Source organism: Rossellomorea vietnamensis, assembly GCF_008180615.1.
Classification (GTDB): Bacteria; Bacillota; Bacilli; order Bacillales; family Bacillaceae_B; genus Rossellomorea; species Rossellomorea vietnamensis_D.
In genome coordinates this window covers 151,402-164,447 of sequence record NZ_VTEH01000002.1, presented here as the reverse complement: position 1 = coordinate 164,447, position 13,046 = coordinate 151,402, and the positions used below count along the sequence as shown (strand labels likewise).

12 protein-coding genes and 1 riboswitch are annotated in these 13,046 nt (G+C 43.0%); of the genes, 11 read left to right on the top strand and 1 reads right to left on the bottom strand.

Translation table 11 applies throughout. From position 1 onward, the window contains the following. Positions 1-177: 177 nt before the first annotated feature. From trxA to FZC79_RS04130, 4 genes are all read left to right on the top strand, one after another. A complete protein-coding gene (gene trxA / locus FZC79_RS04140) occupies positions 178-492 on the top strand; it encodes a thioredoxin (protein ID WP_148937873.1) in 315 nt (104 codons plus the stop codon). 194 nt (positions 493-686) lie between these two features. Further along, positions 687-863, top strand: coding sequence for a hypothetical protein (locus FZC79_RS22960; RefSeq protein ID WP_187442639.1), 177 nt, complete (start codon positions 687-689; stop codon positions 861-863). A 110-nt stretch (positions 864-973) separates the two neighbouring features. After that, the gene (gene uvrC, locus FZC79_RS04135; RefSeq protein WP_148945586.1) at positions 974-2,746 is read left to right on the top strand and encodes an excinuclease ABC subunit UvrC; all 1,773 of its coding nucleotides are present in this window, start codon (positions 974-976) and stop codon (positions 2,744-2,746) included. A gap of 667 nt (positions 2,747-3,413) precedes the next feature. Next, positions 3,414-3,592, top strand: a riboswitch (Lysine riboswitch). A 142-nt stretch (positions 3,593-3,734) separates the two neighbouring features. After that, positions 3,735-4,979, top strand: a complete 1,245-nt coding sequence (locus tag FZC79_RS04130; protein WP_148945585.1) for an aspartate kinase — start codon at positions 3,735-3,737, stop codon at positions 4,977-4,979. Positions 4,980-5,085: 106 nt separating this feature from the next. Here FZC79_RS04130 and FZC79_RS04125 read toward each other — a convergent pair whose 3' ends face one another. Further along, on the bottom strand, positions 5,086-5,529 hold the full coding sequence (locus tag FZC79_RS04125) for a YslB family protein (RefSeq protein WP_148945584.1): 444 nt from the start codon (positions 5,527-5,529) through the stop codon (positions 5,086-5,088). 506 nt (positions 5,530-6,035) lie between these two features. Between FZC79_RS04125 and FZC79_RS04120 the strand changes: the two genes are divergently transcribed. From FZC79_RS04120 to racE, 7 genes are all read left to right on the top strand, one after another. Next, positions 6,036-6,644, top strand: coding sequence for a succinate dehydrogenase cytochrome b558 subunit (locus FZC79_RS04120; RefSeq protein ID WP_148945583.1), 609 nt, complete (start codon positions 6,036-6,038; stop codon positions 6,642-6,644). Between the two features lie 78 nt (positions 6,645-6,722). Further along, a complete protein-coding gene (sdhA, locus tag FZC79_RS04115; protein ID WP_148945582.1) occupies positions 6,723-8,483 on the top strand; it encodes a succinate dehydrogenase flavoprotein subunit in 1,761 nt (586 codons plus the stop codon). A 2-nt stretch (positions 8,484-8,485) separates the two neighbouring features. Further along, positions 8,486-9,250 (top strand): succinate dehydrogenase iron-sulfur subunit, encoded by a 765-nt coding sequence (sdhB, locus tag FZC79_RS04110; protein WP_148937867.1) that lies wholly within the window; start codon positions 8,486-8,488, stop codon positions 9,248-9,250. A gap of 568 nt (positions 9,251-9,818) precedes the next feature. Beyond that, complete coding sequence (locus FZC79_RS04105; RefSeq protein WP_148945581.1) at positions 9,819-10,289, top strand: acyl-CoA thioesterase; 471 nt, start codon at positions 9,819-9,821, stop codon at positions 10,287-10,289. A gap of 194 nt (positions 10,290-10,483) precedes the next feature. Then, positions 10,484-10,708 (top strand): helix-turn-helix domain-containing protein, encoded by a 225-nt coding sequence (locus tag FZC79_RS04100; RefSeq protein ID WP_113930207.1) that lies wholly within the window; start codon positions 10,484-10,486, stop codon positions 10,706-10,708. A gap of 198 nt (positions 10,709-10,906) precedes the next feature. After that, positions 10,907-11,347, top strand: a complete 441-nt coding sequence (locus tag FZC79_RS04095; protein ID WP_148945580.1) for a MarR family winged helix-turn-helix transcriptional regulator — start codon at positions 10,907-10,909, stop codon at positions 11,345-11,347. An 18-nt stretch (positions 11,348-11,365) separates the two neighbouring features. Further along, complete coding sequence (gene racE / locus FZC79_RS04090) at positions 11,366-12,166, top strand: glutamate racemase (RefSeq protein WP_148945579.1); 801 nt, start codon at positions 11,366-11,368, stop codon at positions 12,164-12,166. Positions 12,167-13,046 lie beyond the last annotated feature (880 nt).

Below are 13,046 nucleotides of genomic sequence, written 5' to 3'. Positions count from 1 at the left end.
ATTCAGCGGTCCAGCGGCTGTAGTGAAAATCCAGAACTCCCATACTCTTGAGTTCGAGCCAACGATGAATAAATAAGGCAAAACAGGGTAAATTACCTGCGAGCATATTTATAGCATCATGAAAAGAACGATGATATACTGACGGTAACTTTGAAACATAATTGGAGGCGAATATAAATGGCTATCACAAATGCAACAGATCAAAATTTCAAAAACGAAGTAAGTTCAGGTTTAGTACTTGCTGATTTCTGGGCGCCTTGGTGCGGACCTTGTAAAATGATTGCACCAGTTCTGGAAGAGCTTGACTCCGAAATGGGCGATAAAGTGAAAATCGTCAAAGTTGACGTTGACGAAAACCAAGAAACTGCAGGAAACTATGGTGTTATGAGTATCCCGACACTAGTTGTCCTTAAAGATGGAGAAGTAGTTGACAAAGTCATCGGCTTCCAGCCTAAAGAAGCTCTTGCTGAATTATTGAACAAACATGCTTAATGAATAAGAAGAAACGAGCCGATTGGCTCGTTTCTTTTTTTAGTCTCTTTTCGTAAACTTTGTTGCTATTTGATACTAATTCCGAATAAATATCGATCTCAAGAAGGAAAAAATACGATAGTTACGAGAAGAAAAGAGCTGCTCTTCCCCGGGGAAAAATTCGGCACATGGGATTTTTCAGAAAGCAACAATAGATGCCAAAACAGCCCTTTTTTATGATTGATAATGGTACATGTTATACAGGATCTGCTCCAGACAGCCTTCCTTGCCTGGTGAACTATAAGAAAGAATCCTTCAGGCCTGCTGGATTGTATTCTTTTGCCAGAAGCCCGCCAGTTGACCTTGGCGGGCTAATTGCCTATGATTATTGAAGAAAGTTTACTGATTTCCGTTCATTTATAAGCTGTTTTTACAGGGTATCTTCATTTGTATCCAGCTGGTACAGCTTATGTCTATTGGTAAGCCGCAGGGGGTGAGGGTAATGAACGAGAATATATCAAACAAACTGGCACTGCTCCCGGATCAGCCGGGATGCTACCTGATGAAAGACAGACAGGGGACCATCATCTATGTTGGTAAGGCAAAAGTGCTTAAGAATCGAGTAAGGTCCTATTTCACAGGGTCTCATGATGGTAAAACACAAAGGCTCGTCGGAGAGATCGAGGACTTTGAATATATAATAACGTCTTCCAATTTGGAGGCGCTGATCCTTGAATTGAATTTAATTAAAAAACATGATCCGAAATATAATGTCATGCTGAAAGATGACAAGAGTTATCCGTTTATCAAGCTGACTGCAGAAAGACATCCGCGATTGATTATCACCCGCAATGTCAAGAAAGATAAGGGCAGGTATTTCGGTCCATATCCTAATGCTGGGGCAGCAAATGAAACGAAGAAGCTGCTCGACCGGATCTATCCTCTAAGGAAATGTGATAACCTTCCTGACCGGGTATGCTTGTACTATCATCTGGGACAGTGTCTCGCACCTTGTGTCCATGAAGTGGAATCAGAAACGTATAAAGAGCTGACAAATGAGATTGCCCGGTTCTTGAATGGCGGTTATAAGGAAATTAAAAAGGAACTTAACGAAAAGATGGGCGCGGCTGCAGAGAACCTCGAGTTTGAACGTGCCAAAGAGTTTCGCGATCAAATTCAGCATATCGAGGCGACGATGGAAAAGCAGACCATGACCATGACCGACTTCACAGACCGTGATATATTTGGTTATGCGGTTGATAAAGGCTGGATGTGTGTTCAGGTGTTTTTTGTCCGCCAAGGAAAACTGATTGAGCGGGATGTTTCTATGTTCCCTATCTATGATGAACCGGCAGAGGAATTCCTGACATATATCGGCCAGTTCTATACCAAGGCCAATCATTTTAAACCGAAGGAAATCAATCTTCCTGAAGGGATCGACGAATCAATCGTATCAGAACTTCTGGATGTCAGGACGACACAGCCAAAGAGAGGACAGAAGAAAAGTCTGGTCCATTTGGCAGGCAAGAATGCTGAGGTTGCGCTGAAAGAAAAGTTTTCCTTGATTGAGCGGGACGAGGAAAGAACAATCATGGCCATCGACAAATTGGGTGAGGCAATGGGCATTTATACTCCTCACCGAATCGAAGCCTTCGATAACTCCAATATCCAGGGTACTGACCCTGTCTCGGCAATGATTGTCTTCATTGACGGCAAACCGGAAAAGAAAGAGTACCGCAAGTACAAGATCAAGTCTGTAAAAGGGCCGGACGATTATGACTCTATGCGTGAAGTAGTGAGAAGAAGGTATTCCAGGGTGCTGAAAGAAGGACTACCGCTCCCTGATTTAATCGTCATTGATGGCGGGAAAGGCCAGATCGGCGCTGCAAAAGAAGTGCTGGAATTGGAATTGAATCTCGATATTCCTGTAGCCGGACTGGCAAAGGACGATAAGCATCAGACATCTGAATTGCTTTATGGAAATCCGCTCGAAATCGTTCCGCTAGAAAAAAGGAGCCAGGAATTTTATCTCCTGCAGAGAATCCAGGATGAAGTGCACAGATTTGCGATTACCTTCCACCGCCAGCTGAGAGGTAAAACCGCCTTTTCTTCTATGCTGGATGAAGTTAGCGGCATTGGTCCTAAAAGAAAAAAACAGCTTCTGAAAACTTTTGGCTCAATGAAGAAAATGAGAGAAGCTTCTATGGAGGAACTGATTGTAGCGGGGCTTCCAAAAGCAGCTGCCGAGGAATTGATGGAGAAACTGAAGGAATAAACAACTTGCACCCTACTACTAGATGGCGGGGTGCATGTTGTTGTCTTGGCGGAGAAGGAGAGCGGAAGGAAAAGAAGCGAGTTTCACTTGAAGTGAAGGCGACATCGGCCGGGAGAGTGAGCAAAGTCGTCATTCCCGTCCGAAGTGAAGGCGACATCGGTCGGGAGAGTGAGCAAAGTCGTCAGTCCCGTCCGAAGTGAAGGCGACATCGGTCGGGAAAGTGAGCAAAGTCGTCAGTCCCGTCCGAAGTGAAGGTGACATAGGCCGGGAGAGTGAGCAAAGTCGTCAGTCCTGTCCGAAGTGAAGGCGACATCGGTCGGGAAAGTGAGCAAAGTCGTCAGTCTCGTCCGAAGTGAAGGTGACATCGGTCGGGAAGGTGAGCAAAGTCGTCAGTCTCGTCCGAAGAGAAGGCGACATAGGCCGGGAGAGTAGGAAAAGAAGCTATTCCCGTCCGAATAGAGAGAAATATTGTCAGGAGAGTAGAAAAAGAAGCGATCCTGATCAGGAGAATAAGAAGTTATAATGCTGGCTCGAGGTAGAGATGATTCACCAAGGATCTGGCTCCTTCCAGAATACTCGCCCTCCATGAGAAAGAAAAATAGATTGTCATCATTTGTATTCTATGTTAAAATGAATGAAAATTTTATAAAATTATCACTTTTATACAAGTGGTGATAGAGGTGCGGACTTTCATCAGTAGATGTCTCGAGGAGTATGGGCTCTTTTGACAGGCATTGAAAGGGAAATTCGCCGAAGTGGGAATAGGCTCATGGCTGTTTTCGCTGGTTCTGTGTTTAAGAGATGCAGGATTGTCAAGATTAACAGTCTTGGAGAGCTATCTCACGTGGAACCTGCATAATTTTGCGATTTCACAGGCAATGAGATACTATCTCATTGCCTTTTTTATTGAGGTTTGTTTTTCGTGATGGACCGTTATTCTTGAACTTATACTTAGAGAAAAAAACACTTAAGAAAAGAGGACGAGAATGTGGGACTGATTGTACAGAAATTTGGAGGAACCTCCGTCGGTGATATGGATAGAATCAAAAATGCCGCCCTCCGTGTAATCGAAGAGAAAAACAGGGGCAACGAAGTAGTGGTTGTGGTTTCAGCTATGGGGAAAACGACGGACGGTCTTGTCCATTTGGCTTATCAGGCGTCTGCCAAACCCAGCAAACGTGAAATGGATATGCTCCTTACTACAGGGGAACAAATCACCATCTCACTGCTGACGATGGTGCTGCTTGAATCCGGTTATGACGCGGTTTCTATGACAGGCTGGCAGGCAGGCATTGAGACGGAAGACATACATGGCAATGCCCGTATCACCAATATCAATAGTGACAGAGTCCGGCAGAACCTTAGAGACAACCGTATTGTGGTAGTTGCAGGATTTCAAGGAATGTCAGAGAGCAGAGAGATTACAACCTTAGGACGAGGCGGTTCTGATACGACGGCTGTAGCCCTTGCGGCAGCGCTGAATGCAGATCGATGCGATATATATACAGACGTGGATGGAGTTTATACTTCTGATCCCAGATATGTGAAGAATGCCCGAAAGCTTTCATCTGTCGCTTATGACGAAATGCTGGAACTGGCTAATCTTGGTGCCGGTGTTCTTCATCCCAGGGCAGTGGAATTTGCCAAAAATCATGGAGTTCCACTGGTAGTAAGGTCAAGTATGGAAAAACAAGAAGGTACAATGATTGAGGAGGAAGTTTCAATGGAAACAGGGTTGATCGTTCGAGGAGTAGCATTTGAAGAAGAAATTATCAGGGTGACTGTATTAGGGCTTCAAAATGAAATCACTGGCCTTTCTTCCATTTTTACTACTCTTGCCAAAAATCACATCAATGTCGATATTATCATTCAGAGTAAGACAGAAACGGGCAGGATCAATCTATCTTTCTCCATCAAGAAGGAATCCCTGGAGGATACGATCGAGGTACTGCAGAATAATCGTGAGGATCTTGGATTCAGCACAATTGAACATGAAAGCGGCCTGGCTAAAGTCTCCATCGTAGGTTCAGGCATGATATCCAATCCGGGTGTAGCAGCCCAGATGTTTGAAGCGCTGGCCAACAATCAGATTCCAATCAAAATGGTAAGTACATCAGAAATTAAGGTATCCGCTGTTGTCGATGAAGCACAAATGCTGAAAGCGGCGGAAGTACTTCATACAGAATTCAATCTTGATAAAGCACAGGAACCGCAAAAGGTTTCGGTAAAATAAATCACTAAAAAGGCTTTCCGCACCTGGAAAGCCTTTTTAATAGGACAGGAAGTATAAATGTTAGGATTGAAAATAGGCAGCGTTGCCGCTTGCGCTTTTTATTGTACTATTCTATTTTATCCTTGGGATCAGTCCGGACGATTATCTTGACTGTCTTGGATCTCTTATGGATTTCTTCAGCCGCTTCGGTGACAGCCTTTTTTTTAGACTGAACTTGTTCTGCTAAAAATCCTGCTTCCATTTTGAAGGAGATATCCGTTTTGAGTGACAGTCTTCTTTCAACGAATGGTCCGGACAAAATGAAGATCTGCTCGTCTTTTTTATCATCAGCAAGAGTCAATTTCCCCCAGCCTGCCTCTAAGAAAAACGCTTCGGTTTCTTCCAGAGACACAAGAGGAAATCTCCTAGCGAGGCTTTTGCCGCCCCAGTAAAGAATGTCTGTCGTATGCTTGCCCAAAATCTCGGGCAGCAGGATATCTCTCATTAATTCGTACCCAAACAAGGGAACGGCTTCCATATCCCCGTTTTTTTGGTCATTGCTGCTTTCCAAAACGAATCCCCTCTTTCTATAAGGCTCTCTTCCTGCTCAAGTTAAGAGAGTTATTTTCTGATTATTTTCCACTGAATTGTAAAAGTATCCCTGAGGTTTCTGTCGATTTCTAAAAAATTTCCAGTGCATCAACAATCTTCTATTAATCTATTATAAACAAGGTGAGGGTAAAATATAAATCGCTAAGACAAAAATAGTATAGATGGAATGTTTTACCGGCATAATGATTAATCATCTTTTTCATTTTTCCGCACCTGGCTCAGCCTATACGGGGTACTCATTCCGCCAGATTAAACAGCAATGTAATATTATCAATATATTAAAAATATTTTTGCGATATCACCGAATTTTATGTATACGTTTTCTTGACGCACCTCTAACATGGGAGTAAAATGAACTTGTCACATTTTTGTTATAATATGAAAATTTGCAGAAGGTTCATACCTTAAATAGTATTGGCTATATCTTATTTTATGCATTTTTTCATCATTAAGGGGGGGTATATCATGGCTGGAAATCGTGAGTATAATTTACGCAGGCTTCACTCTTTGCTAGGTGTTATTCCAGTAGGGATATTCTTAATTCAGCACTTAGTAGTCAACAACTTTGCCACACGGGGCGCAGAAGCATTTAATAATGCAGCACACTTTATGGAGAGTTTACCTTTCCGGTACGTACTTGAAACATTCGTTATTTTTCTTCCATTGTTGTTTCATGCTATTTATGGTTTATATATAGCCTTCACAGCAAAGAACAATGTAAGCAAATACGGTTATTTCCGTAACTGGATGTTCCTGCTTCAGCGGATATCGGGCGTCATCACGCTGGTATTCATTACGTGGCATGTATGGGAAACAAGGGTTGCAGCTGCATTCGGAGCAGAAGTTAACTTTCAAATGATGGAGAACATCTTGTCCAACCCATTTATGATGGGCTTCTACATTGTTGGCGTCATCTCTACTATCTTCCATTTTGCTAACGGTTTGTGGTCTTTCCTTGTGAGCTGGGGAATCACAGTTTCTCCTCGTTCCCAAGTAATCGCTACTTACGTTACAATCGGGATTTTCATTGCTCTTTCCTATGTGGGAATCAGCTCATTATATGCGTTCGTTTAATTCATTATTAAGGTAACTGGATTCAGATTTTACGAGACTCGGTTATTGGTATTTTTGTAGGAGAAGGAGTGAGTCTAGATGAGTAAAGGGAAAATCATCGTGGTCGGCGGCGGTTTAGCCGGCTTGATGGCTACAATAAAAGCAGCAGAAGCAGGAGCGCCGGTCGATCTATTTTCATTAGTGCCAGTGAAGCGTTCTCACTCTGTCTGTGCACAGGGCGGAATCAACGGAGCGGTAAATACGAAAGGTGAAGGAGATTCTCCTTGGGAACATTTCGATGACACCGTTTACGGAGGAGATTTCCTGGCTAACCAGCCTCCAGTCAAAGCTATGACGGAAGCTGCACCGGGAATCATTCACTTGCTTGACCGTATGGGCGTAATGTTCAACCGTACGCCGGAAGGACTTCTGGACTTCCGCCGCTTCGGAGGGACACAGCATCACCGTACAGCCTTCGCTGGTGCGACGACTGGACAGCAGTTATTATATGCACTTGATGAACAGGTTCGACGCCATGAAGTGGCTGGACTTGTCAATAAATATGAAGGCTGGGAATTCCTTGGTGTTATCGTTGATGACGAAGGAGCAGCCCGCGGTATCGTAGCACAGGATCTTAAGACAATGGAAATTAAATCATTCCCTGCAGATGCAGTGATCATGGCTACAGGAGGTCCCGGAATCATCTTCGGTAAATCCACGAACTCAGTCATTAACACAGGATCTGCTGCTTCCATCGTGTATCAGCAGGGTGCATACTATGCAAATGGAGAATTCATTCAAATTCACCCGACAGCAATTCCGGGAGACGATAAGCTCCGCCTTATGAGCGAATCCGCTCGCGGAGAAGGCGGACGTGTCTGGACATATAAAGACGGTAAGCCTTGGTACTTCCTGGAGGAAAAATATCCTGCCTACGGAAACCTTGTGCCTCGTGATATTGCAACACGTGAGATTTTTGATGTATGTGTTAACCAGAAGCTTGGGATCAACGGTGAAAACATGGTTTACCTTGATCTTTCACATAAAGACCCTAAAGAGCTGGATATCAAACTGGGCGGCATCATTGAAATCTACGAGAAATTCATGGGAGACGACCCTCGTAAGGTCCCTATGAAAATCTTCCCAGCTGTTCACTATTCAATGGGCGGCCTGTGGGTAGATTACGATCAAATGACGAATATACCTGGACTGTTCGCTGCCGGTGAATGTGATTATTCACAACACGGAGGTAACCGTCTTGGAGCAAACTCCCTTCTTTCTGCCATCTTTGGCGGAATGGTTGCCGGTCCAAACGCAATCAAGTATATGAATGGACTGGAGAAGAGTGTGGACGAACTGCCTTCTTCCTTATTTGAGCGCCATGTTCAGCAGGAAGAAGAAAAATGGAACGAAATCCTGTCCATGGACGGAACTGAAAATGCTTACGTGATCCACAAAGAGCTTGGTGAGTGGATGACGGATAACGTTACAGTGGTTCGTTACAATGATAAACTGAAAGAAACAGATAATAAGATCCTAGAGCTGATGGAACGCTTTAAAAATATCAATATCAATGATACCCAAAAATGGAGCAACCAAGGTGCGATGTTCACCCGCCAGCTGCACAATATGCTTCAGCTTGCACGTGTCATCACAATTGGTGCCCTTCAGCGTGATGAAAGCCGTGGTGCCCATTACAAACCGGACTTCCCGGATCGTAATGATGAGAAGTTCCTGAAAACCACTATGGCTAAGTACAACGCAGAAACAAATTCACCTGAATTCCATTACGAAGAGGTAGATACATCGTTGATCCCGCCGCGTAAGCGCGACTACACTAAGAAAAAAGGGGGTAAATAAAGATGAGTGAAAATAAAACAGTACGCTTTATCGTTACTCGTCAAGACAGCCCTGAAACTGACTCTTATACAGAGGAATTCGAACTGGCCTACCGCCCGAACATGAACGTCATTTCTGCACTGATGGAAATCCGCAGAAATCCTGTAAATGTTAAAGGCGAGAAAACGACTCCGGTCAACTGGGACATGAACTGCCTTGAGGAAGTTTGCGGAGCCTGTTCAATGGTCATCAACGGTAAGCCGCGCCAATCTTGTACGGCACTTGTTGATAAGCTCGAGCAGCCGATCCGTCTGGCTCCTATGAAAACATTCCCGGTTGTTCGTGACCTTGTGGTGGACCGCAGCAGAATGTTCGATTCACTGAAAAAAGTCAAAGCATGGGTTCCGATTGACGGAACATATGACCTTGGACCAGGACCTCGTATGCCTGAGAAAAAACGTCAATGGGCATATGAGCTTTCTAAATGTATGACTTGCGGTGTCTGCCTTGAGGCATGTCCGAACGTGAACTCGAAATCAGATTTCATCGGGCCAGCCCCACTTTCTCAGGTCCGTCTGTTCAATGCTCATCCAACGGGTGCCATGAATAAAGACGAGCGTCTGGAAAGCATCATGGGAGATGGAGGGCTTGCCAACTGCGGTAACTCACAGAACTGTGTGCAGTCTTGCCCTAAGGGAATTCCTTTGACAACATCCATCGCTGCACTAAACAGAGATACCTCTTTCCAAATGTTCAAAAACTTCTTCGGAAGCGACAATATGGTTTGATTTTAAATTAAACCCAAACCCCCTCAGCCTGAGAGCTTGAGGGGGTTTTTGAATAGAAGGCGAACTTCTATGGATGAAGAACACCAGAGTGTATGAGTGTTCCTTAGGGTGCATGGTTAGCATTCGAAGGCTCTAAACCAATGAAGGGACATAGGGATGTTAAGAGTTTCTCGATTTTGAGGATCTCCAGTCCCAAAGAAGGGGCAGAACATTTATGGTGCGCTTTTAAAGTCCTGCACTCTGCTGTGAGGTAAATGAAATTTGTCTTTGGTTATGATGTCCCTCGCTTGAATTTCGGAGACATCAATAAGTTTTTAAGGTTTAGATGTACCTCACTGGCGTATCAAAATACATCATTTAGATCTTTTAATTGCTGATGTACCTCATTCACTGCAAACTAATGAAAATGATCTTGGAATAGATCTTATATAGCTAAAAAGAACAAATATCTTTTTTCTTGGGTCAGAAAAATATATAATAGTAAGAAAAGAATGAACATTCATTCATTTTTAAAAACATTCAGGCTTCGCTTCTTTCCCAGAGACAGCCTGATCACAGGAGGGGCAATATTATGAGAATTACATATATTGAAGATATGGAGCAGTGGAAAGGCCAATTTGAATTTTATAACAAGATCAAAGTCAGATTCTCAGAAACGGATATGTTTGGCCATTTAAATAATACGGTTCCATTCACTTATTTCGAAGAAGCCAGGATTGAATTTTTCAAAAGTAAAGGATTTATGCAGGACTGGGTAAAATCGGAGAATGAAACCATTCCGGTTGTAGCCGATCTTCAATGTGATTTTTTGAGACAGGTATATTTTGACCAAACCATACGGGTATATGTGAATGCTTATAAGATTGGATCATCCTCGGTTGATCTTCATTATATGGGAATGGATGAACGTGACAGGGTTTGCTTTACTGGCAGAGGAACAATGGTGCAGATTTCCAAGGAAACAGGAAAGGGAGTACCTTGGACGGACGATATGAAGGCGAAATTATCTAACACTCACCATCTATCGAAAAGCTGTTGAGTGATCAAGCCTGCAGACAGTGTCAAGAATAGCAGAAAACTATATCTCTATATCAAAAATAACCTTGCCTATTTTTGCTAATTAAAGCCTTCTCTATGTCACTCCACACCAATGGTTCACATATGATATCGTGACGACCGACAATACCCATCCCCGCGGTTTAAAGCTGGCGAAGGCAAGGAGGGTTACCATAATTGAAGGACAATGAATTTGCACACAAACCGTTGCTTACCAAAAGAGAAAAAGAAGTATTCGAGCTGTTAGTCCAAGATAAAACGACTAAAGACATCGCTGGTGAACTTTTCATTAGCGAGAAGACAGTTCGGAACCATATTTCCAACGCCATGCAAAAGCTTGGAGTGAAGGGGCGTTCTCAAGCTGTTGTAGAGCTTCTTCGCATGGGGGAACTCAAGCTTTAAAATTAGCCGGCTGCCCGTTAAGGACAGCCGGCTTTAACTATGAGAGGGCTTACTGAGGCCTTTATGAAATTTGTCGAAAACAGCAACAATAGTCCGGTACGGCATTTACCTATAAAAGTTACTTGAAAAAAGTCAGAAAAAAGGCGACAATGCTAAGTATATAACTTGTACGAAAAGGTATTGATAGGAGTGTCAAAAATGAACAACAAACCGCAGGATATGGAAGTCTTTGCAGATATTGAAAAAGATTTACGCTACATATCATCTATCATCAAACAAAAAGGAAGAGAGATTCTTAGCCAATATTCGATTACTCCTCCCCAATTTGTTGCGTTACAATGGCTGTTCGAAGGAGGCGACATGACAATCGGAGAACTTTCCACCAAAATGTTCCTTGCTTGCAGTACCACTACCGACCTAGTGGACAGAATGGAAAAAACGGAACTGGTAGAAAGAGTGAAGGATAATAAAGACAGGCGTGTTGTGAGAATTCACCTCCTCCATGAAGGCGAAAGGATCATCGAAGAAGTAATCGAGAAAAGACAGCAGTACCTGCAGCAAATCCTTAAAAACTTCTCCGGTGATGAAATCAAGACACTTAACGCAAATCTGTCTAAATTGCATCAAGAAATGAAATAAAAATGAGGGAAAATTTTTGTGAATCAACCTATAGGAATTATTGACTCAGGTGTTGGAGGATTGACGGTAGCAAGGGAAGTCATGCGCCAGCTCCCTAATGAGACGATTTTTTATCTAGGAGATACCGCCCGCTGTCCCTATGGACCCAGGACAGCAGAAGAAGTGAAAAAGTTTACCTGGGAGATGGCGGCATTTCTCATGAACTACAATATCAAAATGCTGGTTATTGCGTGCAATACGGCAACAGCTGTCGTGCTGGAAGAGCTTCAGGATATGCTCCCAATTCCTGTAGTCGGCGTCATCCAGCCTGGTGCAAGAGCTGCCCTGAAACACAGTCAAAATGGGAGAATCGGTGTGCTGGGTACTGTGGGGACCGTGAACAGCAAAGCATACGATAAGGCGATCCATTCCATCAATGACTCTATGCAGGTGACATCCCTTGCGTGCCCTAAGTTTGTTCCTTTGGTAGAGAGTGGCGAGTATGACAGCAAATGGGCAGTGGAGATTGTCGATGAAACGCTTGTCGGCATAAAAGGAGAGCCAATCGACACCCTGATTCTCGGGTGCACGCATTACCCGCTGCTGCAAAAAATCATCCAAAAGGCAATGGGGCAAGGTGTGAAGGTCATCAATTCAGGTGATGAAACAGCAAGCGAAGTAAGTGCCATCCTGGACTATCAAGGGATGTTGAACAAACAGAAGAAGAAGCCGCAGCATACATTCTTCACTACGGGTTCATCACGGATGTTCTCCAAAATCGCTCAAGACTGGCTGCAGCTAGAACATATAGACACGAAAACCATCCTTCTCGGGAACTGATCCCGTGAAGGATGGTTTTTTTGTTGGTTGATAGGTTTGTAGATTAGGGTACTAACATCGCTGGATTTATAGTGGATTGAAACAGCATAAGATTAGAATTCGGATGTGTTTGTTCGGTGAAAAAGTGATTTAAACAGCGTGAATTTTTAGCAGCCAGATAAATCGATGAAGTAGAAAGGCTGCATAAACAGCAGGAAATTAGAAATCCAGACAGCTGATAAGTATATCGGATGGAAATGCGAAGAGTCAGCTTCCTAAATAAAAATTTACAACCAAATCCCTCTCAAAAAAAAACATCGTAAACTTAAGGGCACTGAAAATCTAGGGAATTTTAAAATTTTCTTTTTATGAACAAAGATAAAGTCAACTATCCTTCCTTAAATAGGAAGAAAAAGTTGACTTTTTTCATTGAAAGCAATGTATCGAATCATTTGGGCGCATTTGCCTGTCGGGAATGTAGCTTTTTTTAACTAGTCCATAGAAAAAGGCTAACTCAAGCCAGTGACCGATGGGACTTTCCGATATGGCTCAGTATTCTAAATAATAAATAGAGGAAAAAAGTTCCCTTATTAACTAAGAAACATTGAAAAAAGCCAAGATAGGGGAAGAAAATTCCCTTATTTAACTTAATGCTAAAAAATAGTGCTTTTTTATCATATAAGAGAAAAAAGTTCCCTTAATTATAACGCTGGGTACCACATTAATGAAACGACAGGCTGTTTTCGTAATGAGACCTGATCCATCAAGCGCCTACCTAGATGAGCCGGTTATCTTCAACGGAAATCAGGGCTCTTTCATAATATCTGAAGCGGTAAAGGGAAGTTTTACAATTAATAGTCTTTGTCGGACTTTTCAGTGCCCTCGTAAATTTCTATCACTT

What these genes read in the sequence shown, in the direction of transcription:
- FZC79_RS04095 (WP_148945580.1), top strand. Translation starts at nt 10,907, where the DNA reads ATGAACAACAAACCGCAGGATATGGAAGTCTTTGCAGATATTGAAAAA.
- sdhA (WP_148945582.1), top strand. Translation starts at nt 6,723, where the DNA reads ATGAGTAAAGGGAAAATCATCGTGGTCGGCGGCGGTTTAGCCGGCTTG.
- FZC79_RS22960 (WP_187442639.1), top strand. Translation starts at nt 687, where the DNA reads ATGCCAAAACAGCCCTTTTTTATGATTGATAATGGTACATGTTATACA.
- sdhB (WP_148937867.1), top strand. Translation starts at nt 8,486, where the DNA reads ATGAGTGAAAATAAAACAGTACGCTTTATCGTTACTCGTCAAGACAGC.
- FZC79_RS04120 (WP_148945583.1), top strand. Translation starts at nt 6,036, where the DNA reads ATGGCTGGAAATCGTGAGTATAATTTACGCAGGCTTCACTCTTTGCTA.
- uvrC (WP_148945586.1), top strand. Translation starts at nt 974, where the DNA reads ATGAACGAGAATATATCAAACAAACTGGCACTGCTCCCGGATCAGCCG.
- trxA (WP_148937873.1), top strand. Translation starts at nt 178, where the DNA reads ATGGCTATCACAAATGCAACAGATCAAAATTTCAAAAACGAAGTAAGT.